Here is an 18,232-nt window from a genome sequence, read left to right on the forward strand (position 1 = left end):
GAGGAGGGAAAAAATGGCAATTTACGAGAAGAAATACGTATGGAGTATCCTTCTGAGGCTCTTCCACTGGACTTTTGCCCTATCAATATTTACCCTTGTAGTTACAGGCCTCTACATACACTGGCCCTGGACGAATACTTGGCTTGAAAGTAGCCATCAGTTCACAATGGCCATTATGAGGTGGATACACTTTGTGGCTGGTATGTTCTTTACATGTGCAGTCTTAGCAAGGCTCTACCTCTGGTTCTTCGGGAACAAGTACGAGAGAGTTTGGGACTTTTTACCGATTAACGGTAGGAATATAAAGAACCTCTTTTCAACCCTCCTTTACTACGCTTACCTTACGGACCATCACGAGGAGAGACTGGGCCACAACGCTCTAGCAGGAACCGCTTACTTCTTCACCCTAATCCTTGCAGTTATACAGTTCATCACCGGCCTCTACCTCCTCTACCCTGAAAATAACTTCTTCGTCTCCCTTGGAAGTGCAATGTTTGGAACACAGCAGGAGGCAAGGTTCATCCACTACATCCTCAACTGGTACTTTGCTTGGTTCGCCCTAGTTCACATCTACATAGTAGTCTGGAACGACATAAAGAACCCCGAAGGACTTATCTCTTCAATTTTTGACGGTTACAAGTTCCACAAGAAAGAAAGTTAAAAACAACTCAAGAAAGAAAGCTAAAGGGGGAGTTTATCTCCCCCTTTATTAATTTTGGAGGAAAGATGGAGAAAATTGGCCTAATGGGAGTTGGAAACGTCCTTTTAAAGGACGAAGGATTCGGAGTTAAACTCCTCTACATACTAAAAGCCAAGTATGAGTTTCCTGAAAACGTTATCCTTATTGATGGAGGAACTGCAGGGATTTTCCTCTCCCCCGAAATTGACTACCTTGACAAACTCTTAATTATTGACGTAGTTAAAGCTGAAGGAAAGCCTGGAGAAATAAAGGTATACAACAAAGAGGATTTCTTCATAGATAAATTACCTCTCAAGCTCTCTCCTCACCAGTTAGGCCTTCAGGAAGTTTTACTTTTAAACGAGATAAAGGGAACTTGCCCAAAGGAAATTAAGTTAATCGGGATAATTCCAAAGTCCGTTGAAACCGGAACAGAGTTAACTCCCGAACTTGAAGAGAGACTGGCTGAAGTAGAAAAAATGGTAATTAATGTATTGAGCGATTGGGGAGTAAGGCCAAAATTAAAGGAGAAACCTGAAAACCCGGAAATTTGGTGGGAAAGGAAAGTAAAGGAGGCTTAAATGTGTGTAGGCGTTCCGATGAAAATCGTTGAAATCAACTATCCAATGGCAGTTGCCGAAGCAAAGGGAGTAAGGAGGACAATTAGCCTAATGCTCCTTCCCGAAGGAGAGGTGAAAGAGGGAGATTACGTTATGGTCCACGTGGGAAACGCAATTGAAAAGATAGACCAGGAAGAGGCTAAGGAGATATGGAAGGCGTTGGATGAGGTATTGGAAGCCCTTGAGGAGGAAGGTTAAATGCATGAAACCTCAATAGCCATGGGGCTTCTAAATTCCCTAGAAGAACTGGCAGAGAGGGAAAAGGCAAAGAGAGTAGTCAAAGTAAAAGTTAAAATCGGAAAGCTATCGGGAATAGTTGTTGACTCTTTTGTTTTCGCCTTTAACGCACTAAAGGAACAAAGCCAAAAGCTAAAAGAAACAGAACTTGTAGTTGAAGAAGTCCCAATAACCTATAGGTGCAAGGACTGTAACCATACATTCCAAACTGAAAGCGTCTTCTTTCCCGAATGTCCTAAGTGCGGCTCTTTAAAGCTGGAACTCATATCAGGAGAGGAACTTGAAGTAGTCAACGCCGAGTTAGAGGTATAGGCATGATAGTTAAAGACATATTCAACGGAAGTTTCGCAAGCTACTACGAGAAAGTTATAAATAGGCTTTCCAGTCCCCTATACGTTAATAGGTGGAGAAGGAGCTTGGTAAGAGGAGCACTAGCCCTTAAACCTGAACCTGAGGTCGTAGTAGACTTTTGTTCAGGAGCCGGAAACGTAGGTGAGTTCCTACTCCAAGAAGTTCCCGAGTGTAAACTCATTAACTGCGACATAAGTTTAAAGCTCCTTAAAATGGCAAAGGAAAGGATGGGAAGTAGGGCCTACAACGTTTGCTCAGACAACAGGTTTTTTCCCCTAAAAGGAAACAGTATAGACATCCTATTTTCCTCCTTCTGCGTAAGGAACTCTCCACAGATTGAGCTAACGGTAAGAGAGGCAAAGAGATGTCTAAAGAAAGGAGGTATCTGGGCAGTCCTTGACTTTTTCAGGGTAAAGGAGAGGAACTTCTGTACTTCAGCAAACGAAGCGATTTTTAAGTCTTTCATGGAGCTAAACAAGTTCGTCTCAAAGGAGAACAGGAAAGCCATTGATTACCTGTTTGAATCAATAGAAAAGTTTATGACAGTTAATGAGTTTAAAGAGCTCCTCTTTGAAGAGGGTTTTGAAGTTGCTGAGGTGAAGAACTTCATGGGTGGAATAGCATCAACAGTAATTGGGATAAAAAGGGAGGTATAAAATGTGTGACGTATGCGGTTGCGGAGAACACAACCACGAAAGCGAAAACCTCTTTAAAGTCTCTGATGAAACCGGAAGGAAGAACGTAGAAATCAAGAAGAATCTACTGAGTAAAAATGACCAGGTTGCAATGCACAACAAGGAGCACTGGGATAGAGACGGGGTTTTAGTCATAAATCTAATCAGCTCACCAGGTTCAGGAAAAACAACCCTCCTTGAAAGGACAATTGAAGCCCTAAAGGATGAGTTCAAAATAGGAGTACTTGAGGGAGACATTGAAACTGAGAGGGATGCAGAGAGGGTAAGGGCTAAAGGAGCCGCTGCTGTTCAGCTAACAACCGGTGGAGCTTGCCACCTGGAGGCCCCCCTTGTCCACAAAGGATACCACGCCCTTACAAAACAGATGGGAGGAGCTCCCGACATCCTCTTTATTGAAAACGTAGGAAACCTCGTATGTCCATCTTCCTTCTACTTGGGAGAGGACGTAAGAGTAGTCTTAATTTCCGTTCCAGAAGGAGCAGATAAGCCTGCCAAATATCCAAAGGCCTTTAAGACTTCTCAGGTATTTATAATCACAAAAACAGACCTACTTCCATACTTTGACTTTGACGTAAAGAAAGTAAAGGAAGAAGCCCTATCCCTCAATCCGAAACTTAAAGTATTTACGGTTTCATCTAAAACCGGTGAAGGAATTGACCAGTGGATAGATTTCCTCAGGGAAAAGGTCAAGGAGAAGAAAGGAGCTCTTCAGGAGAAGTAGGGCCTTTGGCCCTTATTTTGTATTATTAGTCAAACTCCCAAAACGGAGTAAAGAAGTGAAGCTTCTAACCGCCGCACTCTTTACCTTAATTCCACTTTCTGCCTACGCTGTCACTCCTGAGGAAGTTGCCAAGTATCTCTTAAATAACTCTCTAGACATAAAAACGGCCAAAAAGTCTGTAGAGAAGGAAAGGATTAGTAGAGTGGTAACGGAAAGGGAGTTCTTCCCAGAAATTAACCTTTCGGCCTCCTTCTCTGAATTCTATCCGGACTTCAAGGAAAGCTGGAACCAGAAGTACTCCCTAGGAGCAACTGTTTCTGCTGAGCCCATTAACTTCCAGAGGTTCGTAAAGCTAGAAATTGACTCAACCAGGATTAAAGCTAAAGAGGAGAAGTTAAAAGAAACCCTCCTTGAACAGCTCTTTTTAGCCCTAAAGGAGCTCTACAATTTAAAAGCTTACCAGGAGAGAATACTCTTTAAGGAGGAATCTCTAAGGTCAGCCAAAGAGATACTTAAAGTAGCACAAGAGAAATATAAAAAAGGCCTAGTTATGATAACCGACGTTTTAAAGGCAAAATCCCAGGTTGAAAACGTTAAAGGGGAGCTCTCAAAACTAAAAGCCCAGTACAGACAGAGCTTTAACAGGCTCAACGAACTCCTTAACTTCTCCCTCAGTGAAGAGGAAAAGCCCCAGTTTGAGTTTTTGAAAGAGAAGGTCAGTGTAGAAAAGAAAGAGCTTTTAAGGACTGCACTTGAGATGCGACCTGAGGTTAAAGAAGCTAAGGAGGAGGTAAAGGAAAATTCTCTAAGAGTAAAATACACCCAGAGAACCCTATCTCCGAGGTTAAATCTAAGTTTCTCCTGGAACAGGAGCGGAACGTCATTCTGGCCTCAGGACAGGAACTACTCAGCAGGAGTAAGTTTGAACTTTCCGATATTTGACAGCGGCTTAACAACTTACAGGACGATGGCTCAAGAGAAAGAGAAAGAAATTTCCCTAATTAACCTAAAGAAAGTAAAAAACAGAGTAAAGAGGGAAGTCCTTGATGCAATTGCCGACGTTGAGTCTGGATATGAGAACTTAAAGTCAGCCAAAGCCTTCCTTGAGTTCTCAAAGAGGGCCTACGAGAGGACCTTAAACGAGTATAAGTTGGGAGTTTCCGACATCGTATCCCTCCTTCAAGCTTATACTAACCTTAAGGAGGCCCAGGATAGGTACGTCTCCTCACTCTTAAACTACAACATTTCCCTCTTATCACTGAAGAAAGCTACTGGGGAGCTCTTAACGGAGGTTAAAAAGTGAAAAAGGCAGTAGCACTTATACTCCTTCTCTTGGCAGTAAGCTTAGGTTTCTTCATAGTTAAGGGTAAGGAGAAAGGGAAAATTGTTCCTGTAGAAGTGACCCAAGTTAAAAGGGGTGAGGTGAAGAAAGTAATTGATGCAACAGGAATAATAAAGCCTCAAGTGGGAGCTGAGATAAAGGTAGGAGCGAGGATTTCCGGAACCGTTGTTAAAGAGAGGGTAAAAGTTGGAGATTACGTTGAGAAAGGTCAGTTAATCGCAGTCATTGACAACAGGGAACTAAGGGAAAACCTAAAAAGGGCAAAGGCTAACCTTGAAGAGGTAAAGAGAACCTATCCAAAGAGAATAAAAGTCCAGGAGCTGAAAGTTAGGTCTGCACAGGCAGAGGTTGAATCTGCTAAGGCAAAGCTAAAGGCTGAAGAGGAGAACTACAAACTTAGAAAGTGGCAATTTGAAAGACAAAGGGAGCTCCTAAAAATCGGCTACACAACTGAGGAGAAGTTTAAAACTGCAAAGAGGGAACTTCAGCAGGCTGAGAGCTCCCTAAAAAGTGCAAAGGAAAACTTAAAGAGAGCCCAACTAAACTTAAAAGCGGCCAAAGAGGAGCTTGAAAGGTTAAAGGTGGAGTTTAAGGAGAACCTTAAGAAAGCCGAAGCGGACTTTAAAACGGCCCGGGTTCGCTACTCATACTCCTACATCTACGCACCTAAAAGCGGAATAATCTCTTTCGTATCAACTCAAGAGGGCGAAACGGTTGTTGCAGGACTTAACGCTCCCCAGTTTGTAACGATTTTAGACCCTAAGAAGCTTGAAAACTGGATCTACGTTGACGAGACTGAAATAGGAAAAGTTAAAAGAGGAATGGACGTTATCTTTAAAGTTGACGCTTACAGGGATAGGAGCTTCAAGGCCAAAGTCGTTGAAGTCTACCCAAAGCCAAAGATCCTAAACAACGTTGTTTACTACATCGTAGTAGCTAGAGGTTTCAAAAATGCTGAACTCCTAAGGCCAGAAATGACCACCCACAACCAGATAATCGCAGGTATTAAGAGGAACGTCCTTGTAGTCCCAAACCAAGCTGTTAAATGGAAGAGCGGAAAGTTCATAGTCTATAAAGTCGTCGGGAAGGAAGTAGTAGAAGTTCCTGTTAAAGTAGGGTGGAGCGATGACAGGTATACAGAAATAGTTTCAGGCCTTAAGGAAGGAGATAAGGTAGCCCTATCTGTTAAGAAGCAAGGTTGACTTTAGGCTTCGCTACCTACTTTAACGCTTCTTCAAGGTTATACTCAACCTGAAGCTGAAAAGTTAAAGTGTCGTTTCTTACAGATTTGGGGATAGGGGGGAAAGCTGAACGCCTTATGGCCAAGCAAGTTGCCTCCTCTAAAATCCTCTGGCCGAAGAGGGGTTTACACTCAACCACTTTACCTCTCCTATCAAGGGTAAACCTAACCATAACCGGCCCTTCTATTCCTTCCTCCAGGGCTTCTAAAGGGTAGAAGATGTTTTCTTCAATAGCCCTCCTCACTGCCTCAACGTAGTCTGCAGGAAGGTTGCCATGAAGGGGCTTTAGTCCACCCCTCTCCTTTTCTTTAACAACCTCCCTCTTAACTTCCTTTTTGGGAGCTCCCTTAAGGGGCTTTTTAGACGTAACATTTGGCTGAGGTAACTTATTAACTTTCCTCCTTTCTTCCTTTACTCTCTTTCTACCCTTCTTCCTCTCTACTTTAACCTCTACACTCCTTTTGTGGGGTTTAATTAGGGAGATCTCAATTACCCTATTAACTTCCTTTAGAGGAGGAGTTAAAATTTGAGGAAGCGCTTTTATGAGGAGAAACTCAAGGAGAGCTGAAAAGACAAGTGCAATTAAGTACCTAACGGGAGCTCCCATTCTCCTTCCTCTCCTCCTCTGCAAGGAGGCCGACCGAGTTAATTCCAACTTTGTTTACAGCATCAAGGACTCTAACAAGGGACTGAACAGAGGCATCCCTATCTGCATCAATCGCCACTGATAGGTTTGGATTCTGTCTTTTAAAGCCCTTTAAAAGCCTCACAAGTTCGTCAAAGGTTAAAGGATTATTCCCGTAGTAGATAGAACCGTCCTTCTTAACCGTAATAGTTATAACCTTACTTTTTGGATGGAAGGAACTCTTTTGAAGGGTCTTTGGCGGATTGGTCTTAACTGCAAGGCCTGGAATTATGCTACCTGCAATTAGGACGAAGAAGGCAAGGAGAAAGAGCATAACGTCAACCATAGGAACTATAATGAGTTCAGGCTTTTCACTGCAGGAATCCTCCCTAAACTTAAACACTTCAAAACTCCTCTCAGTTTGATATAAATTAATTATAATCTCAAAATATCCGGAGGAAGCGTGTTCTTAAACATAGAAATTGCCCACAAACTGGTCTTCTACATCCTTTTTCTCTTCCTATTTGCCGCAACTACAGTGTTCATTGAGAGGCTTTTATACTTCTTCTTTACATTTCCAACGGAAAAGAAGTTAATAAAGAAAGAAGTTGAAAAACAGGACGAAATCACAGCCGAAGTTCTCTACCACTCCTACGCAGAAAAAACAGAGAGGGGAAAAGGAGTCTTAATGTTCGTTATTACAGCGTCTCCCCTTATGGGGCTACTGGGAACAGTTTTAGGGATAATGAACTCCTTCTTAACAATGGCAGAAAGGGGAGTTTCAGATATAGCTGCAGTTAGTAAGGGAATAGCGTTTGCTCTTGAAGCAACAGCCCTTGGAATTGTAGTTTCAGTAATTTCCCTCTTTTACTACTACGCTGTAAACGGACTCTCAAAGAAAGCCAAGGAAGAGCTAAAGAAGGCAGTCCTTGAAACAATCAAGTTAAAGGGAGAGGATTAAACCTCTCCCTCTAGAACTTTTGGAATTAACTCGTTAAGCAACTTTGGATTGGCCTTACCCCTCGTCTCCTTCATTACTTGACCGATGAGGAACTTTACGGCTTTCGTCTTCTTCTTCTCATCTCCTTCCCTGTACTGCTTGACAGCCTTCTCGTTGGCCTCCATAACTCTCTTTATAATCTCAACAAGGGCACTTTCATCTGAAATCTGAACAAGCCCCTTTTCCTCTACAACGGCCTTTGGCTCCTTACCCTCCTTAACAACCTCCGGTAGGACGTCCTCCTTTGCAACTCTTATTGAGATTACCCCATCGTCAACAAGCTTTAGGAGTTGAGCTATATGCTCCGGTTTAACAGGAGACTGGGAGAACTCCATCTTCTCCTCATTCAGTATCCCCAGCATATCTGAAATGATAATGTTTGCTACCCTCTTAGGCTCACCTAGGTAGGCCTTTGCAGCCTCCTCAAAGAAGGAGGCAAGTTCCCTACTCCTAACTAAAATGCTCGCATCGTAGGGAGTTAAACCGTACTCGGAAACAAAACGCTCCTTAACCTGATCGGGAAGTTCAGGCAGGCTCTCCTTAATAGCTTCAAGCCACTCCTCGTCTATTATGAGGGGAGGAAGGTCCGGCTCTGGGAAGTAGCGGTAGTCCTCAGCTTCCTCCTTTGTCCTCATCGTCTTCGTAATTCCCTTTGATGAATCAAAGAGCCTCGTCTCCTGAACAACCTCTCCTCCTCCCTTTACTACCTCTATCTGTCTCTTTATCTCATACTCAAGGGCCTTCTGGATAAATCTAAAGGAGTTTACGTTCTTTATCTCTGTCCTAGTTCCAAGCTCCTTACTCCCCTTTGGCCTTATTGACACGTTTGCATCACACCTTAAAGAACCTTCCTCAAGGTTTCCATCGTTAACGCCAATCCAAACCAGTATATCCCGGAGCTTCTGCATGTAGAGACGGGCCTCTTCAGGAGTTGATATATCAGGCTCAGAAACTATCTCAATTAGAGGAGTTCCGGCCCTGTTAAGGTCAACGTAGGAGTTCTCATCCATCCCTTCGCCGTGAATCGTCTTTCCTGCATCTTCCTCCATGTGAATACGCCTTATCCTGATTTTCTTCTTCGTTCCATCGCTCTTTTCTATCTCAACCCAGCCGTTCTCGGCAAATGGCAACTCGTACTGGGTTATCTGATAGGCTTTTGGAAGGTCAGGGTAGAAGTAGTGTTTCCTGGCAAAGACGGAGTAGCGGTTAATCTTGCAGTTTAGCGCAAGGGCTGCTTTAACTGCGTACTCAACTGCTTTCTTGTTAAGAACGGGAAGTGAACCGGGCATTCCTAGACATACCGGACAAACGTTAGTATTTGGGGGAGCTCCAAATTCGTTCTTACACCCGCAGAAAATCTTCGTCTTGGTAAGCAGCTGAGCGTGAACCTCAAGACCGATTACAGCTTCAAATTCCATCTCCACTCCTTCCTTTTAAATTTTTCTCCGGTAATTTTATCTAATTTAAAACCCTTTAGACCAAACCCGGCATCGGGTATAAATTACCTCCTTAAAAACAGATAGGAGAGAAGAGAGTGAAAAGGCTCTTATGTACCCTCTTTCTTATTTTAACTTTACTGAACGTTAACGGAAGGGCTTCTGAAAGTTACAAGGACTCCCTCCTCCCACCATTTGCAACAACAGTTTACGATAGAAACGGGAAGGTAATAGGGTTCTTTTATAGGAACGAGTTTAGACTCTACGCACCTTACAGGGAAATTCCGAGAAAACTCGTTTACGCTGTAATAACGGCAGAGGATGAAAGGTTCTTTAAACACAAGGGAATTGACCCATTAGGAATAGTAAGGGCTGCAATTAAAGACATCACAACGGGGAAAATAGTCCAAGGGGGAAGTACTATAACCCAGCAGCTTGCAAAGATGGTTTACCTCTCTCCAGAGAGAACCCTTGAGAGGAAGTTAAAGGAGTTGGCACTGGCAAGAAGGCTTGAGGAAAAATTAACGAAGCAAGAGATATTGGAGCTCTACCTAAACTACGTCTACCTCTCAAACGGAGCTTACGGCGTAAAGGCAGCAAGCTGGGTCCTCTTTGGTAAAGAGGACCTATCTGAGCTAACAACCGCCCAATGTGCTCTACTTGCCGGAATAATAAGGGGACCAGAGTACTACAACCCCTTTAAACACCCAGAGAGGGCCTTGGCAAGAAGGAACTTCATTCTTAAGAGAATGTATGAAAACGGTTACATAACGGCGGATGAGCTAAAGGGGGCCCTTTCTGAACCCTTAACCCCTCTTAAAAGGCCGAACAGACCCAGAACAGGCGGTTACGAACTTGACTTTGTAAAGTTTGAGCTCCTTAGGAAGGGGATTTTAACTCCAAAGGAGCTCTTTAGCGGCGGATACAAAGTACTGACAACGATTGACGAAGATATTCAGAACTACGCCCAAAAGGTACTTTCAGATTACCAGGAGAAGTACTCTAACTTGAGGAAATTAGACGACCTTCAGTGTGCAGGAATGGCAATAAACAAAAGGGGAGAAGTCCTTTTCATAGTAGGAGGCTCAGACTACAGTAAAACGAAATTAAACAGGGCCTTTCAGTCTTTAAGACCTATCGGTTCAACGGCAAAACCCTTTACTTACTTAACTGCCTTTCAAAAGGGATGGTCTCCTTTAGACTTTATATCAAATCAACCTATTGAGATGCCAATGGATAAATTTGACCCTAAAACTGGAGAGAGGGTGTGGTGGAGGCCAGAGAACTATGAAAAACGCTTTTCTCCCTTTATGACTTTAAGAGAAGCCCTCATGCACTCTGTAAACGTTGCAACCCTCCATCTTGCAATGAACTTCCCACAGGACGTCAGGAGGAACCTTATAAAATTTAGACTGATAAAGAAAGAGGATTCTTTTAACCTCTCCTACGTTTTAGGAAGCTTCTCCTCAAACCTATACAGGATTGTCAGAGCTTACTCAGGACTTCAGGACAACGGGATACTTAAAGAGCCCTTTGTAATTAAAAAGGTTGTCAACTTTAAAGGAAAGACAGTTTACAGAGGTTACCCTACGCTTAGGAAAGTGGCAGACCCCCAGAACGTCCAGATACTCCGCTCAATCCTAGAAGATGTAGTTAAGAGAGGAACTGCTGCAAGTATTTCCTACTTGACAAAATACTTTGACGTAGCTGGAAAAACCGGAACGACGAACGACTACAGGGATACCTACTTTACTGGTTTCACAACCTCCTTCGTTATGAGCGTATGGTTTGGAAGGGACAGCTATAAAACTATTTGGAGAGGTGCCACAGGAGGAGGTGTCGCTGCTCCACCTTGGGGTAAAATTGCTATGGAAATCTGTAAGAAGTACGGGTGTGGAAAGTTCACTCCAACGTACGAGGATATTGTGAAGAGTTATCCACCGCCAACCCATTTCCCTGAGAAGGAAATGGAGGAGATCTACTACGATCAGCTAATTAACTCCCTCGGTGAGGAAGTTACAGAAACTGAAGAGGAGGTCAACTAAAGTGGAGAGAGTAATTCAAGTTCCCATAGAAGACGAAATGAAACAGTCCTACCTTGACTACGCCATGAGCGTAATCGTAGGTAGGGCCCTTCCAGACGTTAGGGACGGCTTAAAGCCGGTCCACAGGAGAATCCTCTACTCAATGTACCAGCTCGGTTTAATACCCGATAAACCCTTTAAGAAGAGTGCAAGAATAGTCGGGGAATGCTTTGTTAAAGGAACGAAGGTTTCCACTCCTACTGGTCTGGTAAACGTTGAGGATCTAAGGGTTGGAGACGAGGTTTACACTTCAAAAGGCATCAAGACGGTAAAAGAACTCTACGTAATGCCGCCCCAACCTCTAAGGGAGATAAGGCTAAAAAACGGTCTTTCGGTTAAGTGTACACCGGGACAAATGTTTAAAGTTCTAACTTCCAAGGGAAAGGTAGAGTGGAAAGAGGCTAAGAAACTACAAAAGGGCGATGTACTGCTACTGCGATCTGCATACCCGGAAAACCTTCCTTACAAAAGGCTGGGTAATGTTATCCTTGATGAGGAAATTGCCTATTTAACGGGTCTTTTTATCGGAGACGGCTGGATTGAGAAGGATAAAAGAGGTTATCACCGCTTTGGCCTTTCAATAAAAACTCTTCCTGAAGCAGTAGAGAGGGTAAGGAAAACTCTAAAGAAAATAGGAATTGAACCGAAAGGTTCAGGCTCTACAGTCAGGGTCTCTTCAAGGGGAACGAAAAGACTAATGGAAATTTTTGAATGTACTCCTGAGGTTTCGTCCACCATAAAGTCAATACCTCAGTGGCTTTTCCTCTCAAAAAGGGAGGTTATCCTCTCCTTTGTTTCAGGTTTAATAGACAGCGATGGCTTCGTTCACAAAGACAGAAACGTAATAGTTATAACCACAACATCTAAGAAACTTGCTGAAGAACTCCAAATCCTCCTTTTCGCCATAGGAATACCTTCAAGGCTTTACACCAGCCAGCCCAAAAAGGGTAAAGTAGCAGTAGGGAAACATCAGATCTACAGGCTAGAAATTACTGGCAACTTCGTAAAAGAGCTTTCCAAAGCCCCCGTTAAAGCTCTAAAGTTTGAAGGCATTAAATTGGGAAAGTTTAAAAGGTGCTCCAGCGAAGAAGTTCCCTTCGTCGGAAAGCTTATCTTGGAGGAATTCTCTCAAAAACACCTTGGAGGAGGCTGGTACTTAGGAAGGAAAGGTCAAAAGGTTAGGTACGGCCTCAAGTACAAGGACGGGTCAAAACTCCGCTACCACAAGAAGTTGAAGGAAGATTTTAGACTCTACAGGAGCTCTATAACGGAGCTAGGAATTCTGCAAAAGGCAGAGTTAATAGGTTCAGAGCTTGAAGAACTCCTAAAAGACACATTAGACCTTAACTGGTTCTTTGATAGGGTTGAAGAAGTTAGAGAGCTCCCTCCCGAAGTTACCTACGACATTCAGGTAGAGGAAGAACATGAATTCATAGCAAACGGGATAGTTTCCCACAACTGCCTTGGTAAATTCCACCCACACGGTGATACTGCAGTTTACGATGCACTGGTAAGGATGGCTCAGGACTTTTCAATGAGGTACCCCTTAATTGAGGGACAGGGGAACTTCGGTTCAATAGACGGCGACTCAGCAGCTGCAATGCGCTACACGGAGGCAAGGCTTTCAAAAGTTGCAGTGGAACTCCTAAAGGATATTGAGAAGGATACAGTTAACTTTAGGCCTAACTTTGACGGAAGTTTAGAGGAACCAGAAGTCCTCCCTGCAAGGTTTCCAAATCTTTTAGTTAATGGAGCAGCAGGAATTGCCGTTGGAATGGCAACGAACGTTCCTCCCCACAACATAAAAGAGGTATGCCAAGCAGTTAAGTACCTTGTTGACCACCCTGAAGCTACAACAGAGGAACTCCTTAAATTCATAAAAGGTCCGGATTTCCCGACGGGAGCAGAGATAATTAACCCAGAAGCCCTTCCAAAGATATACAAGAGCGGAAGGGGAAGCATAACAATAAGGGCTAAGCACAAGATAGAGGAACTCAAAAGGAGAACTGCAATAGTAATAACGGAGCTCCCCTACCAGGTAAACAAAGCCGACCTCATAAAGAAGATTGCCGATCTTGTTAAAGAGAAGAAAGTTGACGGAATAGCCGACATAAGGGACGAATCAGACAGGGAAGGAATCAGGGTAGTAATTGAACTTAAGAGAGACGCAACTCCTCAAGTAGTCCTCAATAAACTCTACAAGTTCACTCCCCTTCAGACAAACTTCGGTTTCAACTTCATTGCCTTAGTAAAGGGTGAACCTAAGCTCCTCAACTTAAAGAGGTATCTAGAGGAGTTCATTGAATTTAGAAGGGAAGTGATCTTAAGGAGGGCTGCATACCAGCTCAAGAAAACAGAAGCGCGCCTTCACATACTTGAGGGCCTCCTTAAAGCACTTGAGAAAATAGATAGGGTAGTTGCGATTGTTAAAGGTGCACAGAACCCTCAAGAGGCTATGGAGAAGCTATCTGCCGAGTTTGGCCTTTCAGAGAGTCAGGGTAAGGCGATCCTTGACATGAAACTCCAGAGACTAACCGGTCTTGAAAGGGACAAGCTCAAAGAGGAACACGAGAAGTTAACTAAAGAGGCCGAGTACTTGAGATTCCTTCTTGAGGATTACGAAGAGCAGAAGAGATTAATTAAGGAAGATATGGATGAGATAGTGGAGAAGTTTGGAGATGATAGGAGAACCTCAATAGTTTCAAAAGAGAGTGAAATAGACATAGAGTCAATGATAGAGGAGGAAGAAGTAGTCATCTTCTTAACCCACAAAGGTTTTGTTGCCAGAACTTCCGCAAGCACCTACAGAACTCAGGGTAGAAGCGGAAGGGGAGTGAGAGGAATAAGGACAAGGGAAGGAGACTTTGTAAAGGACGTCATAACTGCCTCCTCAAAGGACTACCTCCTAATATTTACAAACCAGGGTAAAGTTTATTGGCTTAAAGCTTACGAAATACCGAAAACTGAACGTAGTTCTAGGGGACAGTCTATAAGGAACTTCCTTCCAGGAATGTCAGGAAACGAAATTGTCTCAAGGATTATTCCTGTTAAGGACTTTTCGGAAAGTAAGGATATCTTCTTCGTTACGCAGAAGGGTTACGTTAAGAGGACTCCTCTGAAAGAGTTCTCCAATCCTAGGTCAACAGGAATAACTGCAATCTCTTTAGAACCTGGAGATAGGCTTGTTTACGTAGGGCTTTCCGGAGAGAAGGATAACGTTATGCTCATCTCAAAGAACGGAAGGGCAATTAGGTTCCACGTTCAGGACGTAAGGCAGATGGGAAGGGGTGCAAGGGGAGTGAGGGGAATCCTTTTAGATGAAAACGACTCTGTAGTTTCTGCAACAATGGTAGAACCGGACGATAAGTACTTACTGATTGTCCTAGAGAAAGGTTACGGTAAGAGGGTTCTCATTTCAGAGTTTCCCCTTCAGAGGAGAGGTGGAAAGGGTGTAATTGCAACAAAAATTTCAGATAAGACCGGAAAAGTCGCCGATGCCCTTACTTTGAAGGATGAAGAGCCTATAATTCTCGTATCAAAGAAGGGGAAACTGATAAGGGTAAACAGTGGAGACATTCCAATCTACGGTAGACACACAAGGGGAGTGAGAATTCAAAAACTTGCTGAAGATGACGTAGTAGTTTCAGTCTCTAAAGTCCAAGAAGATGAAAGGGAGGAGTAAAGTGATTGATATAAAGCTTCTTAGAAGGGAACCAGAAAGGATAAAGGAGCTCCTAGCCCGCCGCGATAAGGTTTACGCCGAAATGGTGGATGAACTGCTAACTGTTGACAGGGAAAGGAGGGAGCTCTTAACTGAGATAGAAGGTCTTCAGGCAAAGAGGAATAAGCTCTCAAAGGAGATTGGAACTCTCTTTAAAGAGGGAAAGAGAGAAGAAGCCCTTTCAATAAAGGCAGAAGTTGAGGAGATATCAGAGAGAGTTAAAAGGCTTGAAAGGGAACTAAAAGAGGTTGAGGAAAGATTCAACCGCCTAATTCTTTCAATTCCCAACCCTCCACACCCTTCGGTTCCAGTCGGAGAAGATGAAGAGGACAACGTAGTAGTAAGGGTTTGGGGAGAGAAGCCGAAGTTTGACTTTGAACCGCTACCCCACTGGGAGATAGCAGAAAAACTGGGGATTCTTGATTTTAAGAGAGCTACAAAACTCGCCGGTTCAAGGTTCGTAGTCTACAAAAAGTGGGGAGCGAAATTAGAGAGAGCCCTCATAAACTTCATGCTTGACCTCCATACAACTGAACACGGATACGAAGAGATAATTCCTCCATTTCTAGTTAACACAAAGACTATGACAGGAACGGGACAGCTTCCAAAGTTTGAAGAGGACCTATATAAAATTGAAAATGAAGACCTTTGGCTAATTCCAACTGCAGAAGTTCCACTTACAAACCTCCACGCTGATGAGATTATCCCTGAGAAAGAGCTCCCCAAGTACTACACCGCATACACCCCTTGCTTTAGAAGGGAAGCAGGAGCCCACGGAAGGGATGTAAGGGGGATAATGAGGCTTCACCAGTTTAACAAAGTTGAACTGGTAAAAATTGTCCATCCCGAAAAGTCCTACGAAGAACTTGAGAAGCTTGTAAGGGAAGCGGAAAAGGTCCTCCAGCTCCTCGGCCTCCACTATAGAGTAGTGGAGCTGTGCACCGGAGACCTTGGATTTTCAGCCGCAAAAACCTACGACATAGAGGTCTGGATACCATCTCAAAACAGGTACAGGGAAATCTCTTCCTGTTCAAACTGTGAAGACTTCCAGGCAAGGAGGGCAAGAATACGCTTTAGAGATAAGAACGGTAAAACCCGTTTAGTGCATACCCTCAACGGCTCAGGACTGGCCGTTGGTAGAACGGTAATAGCAATACTTGAGCAGTACCAGCAGAAGGATGGTACTGTAGTAGTACCGGAAGTTCTGAGAGATTATCTAAAGGTAGACATTCTTAACTAAACTACTCTACCTCGTAAACGAAATCTACGATTGCTTTTTCAGCTGGGACATTTTTATTAGTAACTTTTACTTCAATAGCATAAACTGAGGCCCCAGTTTCGGGGTCGTCCAACTTTCTTAAAAGAACCGCAGTAGCTTGATAATCTCCAAAGTTTGAATAACTTCCCAAGTTTATAGGAGCGTTGAAAACGTTACAATTAACGTAATAACCACAAAGCTTATCCTCATTCATAAGTTGCATCAGGTAATTTGAAACTCCTTTAGCTACTTCAAGGGATGAGGTATATCGGGTTTCTATTCCCGTTATTTTTATTCCCGCTGTAACGAGGTAAAGCATTACTCCAGTAAAAGCAAGGGCTATAGTTGCCAAAATCAAAACTGTTAAAAGAGCTATTCCTTTTCTAGCATCCCTATAGTTCATACAAACCTCTACTTTATCAAGTTCATAGGTTCAATAGAAAGCTTAATAACCTTCCATCTATAGTGGAGAGAATCGGGAGACGAAGGAAGATTAAGGTTAACTCCATCAATACTTGTATTACCAGTAAAAGTATAATTAGGATCGTATTTACCTTCTCTGATTAATAAGTAAATATGAACAACTTTCAGGTTTTCCCTCTCATCAGCAGAAGAGGCACCAACAATGGCACTGTCAGTTACAGGATCAACGTAGGCTCTATTACCCCAGTCATACCTCACTTTAAAATCGGCAACACAGTCAAGGATAGGGTACAGGTGCCCAACGGTCCTTCCATTACGAACTTTCCAGGAAACTTTTCTACCAAGTGATGGTAAATCGGGACATAAAGGATTCTTAGAAGAGGTGTTATACAAGTAGTATTCAATCTCAACACAAGCTTGATTTGTACAGACAAATTTTTCTCCAGAGCGTAGTCTTATCTTTGGTACAGGATAAGCCAGATAGTAGCCAGCATCAGGACAAGCAAAGTTTGTATAGCCATTAACTACATCACCGGTAAGGTCCATGAAAACAGCTTTATTAGAAGGAAAAGGTTCAGAGGAACTATCAGGAGCTAGTTGGTCAGGAGGCATTCCAATTCCAGTGCAATTAACAAGAGCCCATCCTCTAGTCTGGTCATTTGAAGTATTGTAGGTTGAATGGATTTTAAGATGATAACTTCCTGAAGAGTCAACCTCTGTTCTTATAGGGAGGGTGGACTCGTTCAAGCCAATTCCATAGCCGGCGTGCTCTACATCTTGACGTAGAACTTCTAATCCTACACTACTCTCTATCTGCACTGTTGAAATAGTAGTCTGTTTCAGGAAATTTTTAAATAAAGAAATATAGCCCAAGTATATTGCAGAAAGGAGCAACAGAGTTATTACTAGAACAATTAAAAGTTCAATTAAAGTAAAGGCTTTTCTCATTCTTTATTCCTAATAACAGTAGTTCCAGAAACATGATGAAATTTACCTTGATACTTCCAGCAGACTTCCAGATTAATTCTCTTTAGCTGTAAATCCGTATTTTCGTTTATATCGTAATAAAGGCCATATTTAACTTTAAGGTTTCCAATGTACCTAGTAATATAATTCTTTCTAAGGGCATCTTGACAGTTAGTAGCTCCATTATTAAGCTCGGAAGTTACTTCCGCATAATCCATTTTAGCCAGTTCCTCTAGCTTTTCGTGAAGTATTCTAACAGCTTCGTACTGACAAGCCTTAGACATATTGTATTTTTTAGCATAAAGAAGTGTCGCAAGTAGTCCCAAAAAAACTATAGTAGAAATCGCAAGAGCTATAAGGGTCTCTATAATGGTAAATCCTTCTCTCTTTTCTAACGACACTTCCTTCTACCTCTAGAATCTACGTAGGTTTTCCCCATTCTTACTCTAACACCATTGGTTACTACACAGCTTACAGAGGGATGAAGGTTCAAATCTCCTTCATAAACTATAGAAGATGAACTGAGAAGGCCTTTCTCGTCAATTTTAACAGTTCCAGAAAAAGGAACCCCCAACTTTATTACTTTTTTATCACTTGGATCATCCAAGTTAATAACTATTAGTTCTTTATCGGAAGCAACAACCTTAAGTCTTAACTTTTGGCTGAAAGCTCTCATTCTCTGATACTCAATCTCAGAGTATACTCTTTTAGTAGCACTCTCAACCTTAATCTTTTTTTGCCACTTCGTATAACTGGAATACCCTAAAGTAAGCAAAACAGTCATTATAACTATGACAATAATTAACTCAAACAGAGTAAAAGCTTTTCTCAAG

General features: G+C 42.7%; 19 protein-coding genes and 1 pseudogene. 13 read left to right on the top strand and 7 right to left on the bottom strand.

All coding sequences use genetic code 11. The features are described from left to right. The first annotated feature begins 13 nt into the window (after positions 1-13). From cybH to C7457_RS04460, 8 genes are all read left to right on the top strand, one after another. A complete protein-coding gene (gene cybH, locus C7457_RS04425; RefSeq protein ID WP_121170378.1) occupies positions 14-661 on the top strand; it encodes a Ni/Fe-hydrogenase, b-type cytochrome subunit in 648 nt (215 codons plus the stop codon). A 65-nt stretch (positions 662-726) separates the two neighbouring features. Beyond that, the gene (locus C7457_RS04430; RefSeq protein ID WP_121170380.1) at positions 727-1,260 is read left to right on the top strand and encodes a HyaD/HybD family hydrogenase maturation endopeptidase; all 534 of its coding nucleotides are present in this window, start codon (positions 727-729) and stop codon (positions 1,258-1,260) included. Then, on the top strand, positions 1,261-1,497 hold the full coding sequence (locus C7457_RS04435) for a HypC/HybG/HupF family hydrogenase formation chaperone (RefSeq protein WP_121170383.1): 237 nt from the start codon (positions 1,261-1,263) through the stop codon (positions 1,495-1,497). Continuing rightward, positions 1,498-1,848, top strand: a complete 351-nt coding sequence (locus tag C7457_RS04440) for a hydrogenase maturation nickel metallochaperone HypA/HybF (protein WP_121170385.1) — start codon at positions 1,498-1,500, stop codon at positions 1,846-1,848. A gap of 2 nt (positions 1,849-1,850) precedes the next feature. Beyond that, positions 1,851-2,543 carry a class I SAM-dependent methyltransferase gene (locus tag C7457_RS04445; protein ID WP_121170387.1) on the top strand — a complete coding sequence of 231 codons (693 nt, stop codon included), beginning with the start codon at positions 1,851-1,853 and terminating at the stop codon, positions 2,541-2,543. A 1-nt stretch (position 2,544) separates the two neighbouring features. After that, positions 2,545-3,303: a hydrogenase nickel incorporation protein HypB gene (gene hypB, locus C7457_RS04450; RefSeq protein WP_121170389.1), complete on the top strand. Its 759-nt coding sequence runs from the start codon at positions 2,545-2,547 to the stop codon at positions 3,301-3,303. A gap of 55 nt (positions 3,304-3,358) precedes the next feature. After that, complete coding sequence (locus C7457_RS04455; RefSeq protein ID WP_121170391.1) at positions 3,359-4,606, top strand: TolC family protein; 1,248 nt, start codon at positions 3,359-3,361, stop codon at positions 4,604-4,606. Further along, positions 4,603-5,847 carry an efflux RND transporter periplasmic adaptor subunit gene (locus C7457_RS04460; protein WP_121170393.1) on the top strand — a complete coding sequence of 415 codons (1,245 nt, stop codon included), beginning with the start codon at positions 4,603-4,605 and terminating at the stop codon, positions 5,845-5,847. The genes C7457_RS04455 and C7457_RS04460 overlap by 4 nt, the downstream gene beginning before the upstream one ends. A 16-nt stretch (positions 5,848-5,863) precedes the next feature. Here C7457_RS04460 and C7457_RS04465 read toward each other — a convergent pair whose 3' ends face one another. Both C7457_RS04465 and C7457_RS04470 read right to left on the bottom strand, forming a co-directional pair. Beyond that, positions 5,864-6,493 (bottom strand): energy transducer TonB, encoded by a 630-nt coding sequence (locus C7457_RS04465; protein ID WP_121170395.1) that lies wholly within the window; start codon positions 6,491-6,493, stop codon positions 5,864-5,866. Then, on the bottom strand, positions 6,477-6,914 hold the full coding sequence (locus C7457_RS04470; RefSeq protein ID WP_121170397.1) for an ExbD/TolR family protein: 438 nt from the start codon (positions 6,912-6,914) through the stop codon (positions 6,477-6,479). The genes C7457_RS04465 and C7457_RS04470 overlap by 17 nt, the downstream gene beginning before the upstream one ends. Before the next feature lie 60 nt (positions 6,915-6,974). Between C7457_RS04470 and C7457_RS04475 the strand changes: the two genes are divergently transcribed. After that, positions 6,975-7,472, top strand: a complete 498-nt coding sequence (locus C7457_RS04475) for a MotA/TolQ/ExbB proton channel family protein (RefSeq protein WP_121170399.1) — start codon at positions 6,975-6,977, stop codon at positions 7,470-7,472. Here the strand turns inward: C7457_RS04475 and gatB are convergent. Further along, entirely contained in the window at positions 7,469-8,929 is a 1,461-nt protein-coding gene (gene gatB, locus C7457_RS04480; protein ID WP_121170401.1) for an Asp-tRNA(Asn)/Glu-tRNA(Gln) amidotransferase subunit GatB, read from the bottom strand. The genes C7457_RS04475 and gatB overlap by 4 nt on opposite strands. 116 nt (positions 8,930-9,045) lie before the next feature. Between gatB and C7457_RS04485 the strand changes: the two genes are divergently transcribed. The 4 genes and pseudogenes from C7457_RS04485 to serS all read left to right on the top strand — a co-directional run bounded on the left by C7457_RS04485 (position 9,046) and on the right by serS (position 15,992). Then, positions 9,046-10,992 carry a transglycosylase domain-containing protein gene (locus C7457_RS04485; RefSeq protein WP_121170403.1) on the top strand — a complete coding sequence of 649 codons (1,947 nt, stop codon included), beginning with the start codon at positions 9,046-9,048 and terminating at the stop codon, positions 10,990-10,992. A gap of 37 nt (positions 10,993-11,029) precedes the next feature. Continuing rightward, positions 11,030-11,209, top strand: a pseudogene (locus tag C7457_RS09015) (DNA gyrase subunit A); the annotation flags it as partial. Then, positions 11,186-14,713: a DNA gyrase subunit A gene (gene gyrA / locus C7457_RS04495; protein WP_425480005.1), complete on the top strand. Its 3,528-nt coding sequence runs from the start codon at positions 11,186-11,188 to the stop codon at positions 14,711-14,713. The pseudogene C7457_RS09015 and the gene gyrA, both read left to right, overlap by 24 nt. 1 nt (position 14,714) lies before the next feature. After that, positions 14,715-15,992, top strand: coding sequence for a serine--tRNA ligase (gene serS, locus C7457_RS04500; protein WP_121170404.1), 1,278 nt, complete (start codon positions 14,715-14,717; stop codon positions 15,990-15,992). A gap of 1 nt (position 15,993) precedes the next feature. Here serS and C7457_RS04505 read toward each other — a convergent pair whose 3' ends face one another. Genes C7457_RS04505 through C7457_RS04520 form a run of 4 tightly spaced genes read right to left on the bottom strand, consistent with a single transcriptional unit; the run spans position 15,994 to position 18,231 of the window. Then, entirely contained in the window at positions 15,994-16,413 is a 420-nt protein-coding gene (locus C7457_RS04505) for a hypothetical protein (protein WP_121170406.1), read from the bottom strand. Between the two features lie 8 nt (positions 16,414-16,421). After that, positions 16,422-17,381, bottom strand: a complete 960-nt coding sequence (locus C7457_RS04510) for a prepilin-type N-terminal cleavage/methylation domain-containing protein (protein WP_121170408.1) — start codon at positions 17,379-17,381, stop codon at positions 16,422-16,424. Then, positions 17,378-17,800: a type IV pilus modification PilV family protein gene (locus tag C7457_RS04515; protein WP_121170410.1), complete on the bottom strand. Its 423-nt coding sequence runs from the start codon at positions 17,798-17,800 to the stop codon at positions 17,378-17,380. Before C7457_RS04515 ends, C7457_RS04510 begins: the two co-directional genes overlap by 4 nt. Continuing rightward, positions 17,791-18,231 carry a pilus assembly FimT family protein gene (locus C7457_RS04520; protein ID WP_170137351.1) on the bottom strand — a complete coding sequence of 147 codons (441 nt, stop codon included), beginning with the start codon at positions 18,229-18,231 and terminating at the stop codon, positions 17,791-17,793. Before C7457_RS04520 ends, C7457_RS04515 begins: the two co-directional genes overlap by 10 nt. Position 18,232 lies beyond the last annotated feature (1 nt).

It is taken from the genome of Thermovibrio guaymasensis, assembly GCF_003633715.1.
In the GTDB taxonomy this organism is placed as follows: domain Bacteria; phylum Aquificota; class Aquificia; order Desulfurobacteriales; family Desulfurobacteriaceae; genus Thermovibrio; species Thermovibrio guaymasensis.

Coding starts and splice junctions, on each gene's coding strand:
- C7457_RS04505 (WP_121170406.1), bottom strand. CDS start 16,413: ATGAACTATAGGGATGCTAGAAAAGGAATAGCTCTTTTAACAGTTTTG.
- hypB (WP_121170389.1), top strand. CDS start 2,545: ATGTGTGACGTATGCGGTTGCGGAGAACACAACCACGAAAGCGAAAAC.
- cybH (WP_121170378.1), top strand. CDS start 14: ATGGCAATTTACGAGAAGAAATACGTATGGAGTATCCTTCTGAGGCTC.
- C7457_RS04435 (WP_121170383.1), top strand. CDS start 1,261: ATGTGTGTAGGCGTTCCGATGAAAATCGTTGAAATCAACTATCCAATG.
- C7457_RS04510 (WP_121170408.1), bottom strand. CDS start 17,381: ATGAGAAAAGCCTTTACTTTAATTGAACTTTTAATTGTTCTAGTAATA.
- C7457_RS04445 (WP_121170387.1), top strand. CDS start 1,851: ATGATAGTTAAAGACATATTCAACGGAAGTTTCGCAAGCTACTACGAG.
- C7457_RS04465 (WP_121170395.1), bottom strand. CDS start 6,493: ATGGGAGCTCCCGTTAGGTACTTAATTGCACTTGTCTTTTCAGCTCTC.
- C7457_RS04440 (WP_121170385.1), top strand. CDS start 1,498: ATGCATGAAACCTCAATAGCCATGGGGCTTCTAAATTCCCTAGAAGAA.
- C7457_RS04430 (WP_121170380.1), top strand. CDS start 727: ATGGAGAAAATTGGCCTAATGGGAGTTGGAAACGTCCTTTTAAAGGAC.
- gatB (WP_121170401.1), bottom strand. CDS start 8,929: ATGGAATTTGAAGCTGTAATCGGTCTTGAGGTTCACGCTCAGCTGCTT.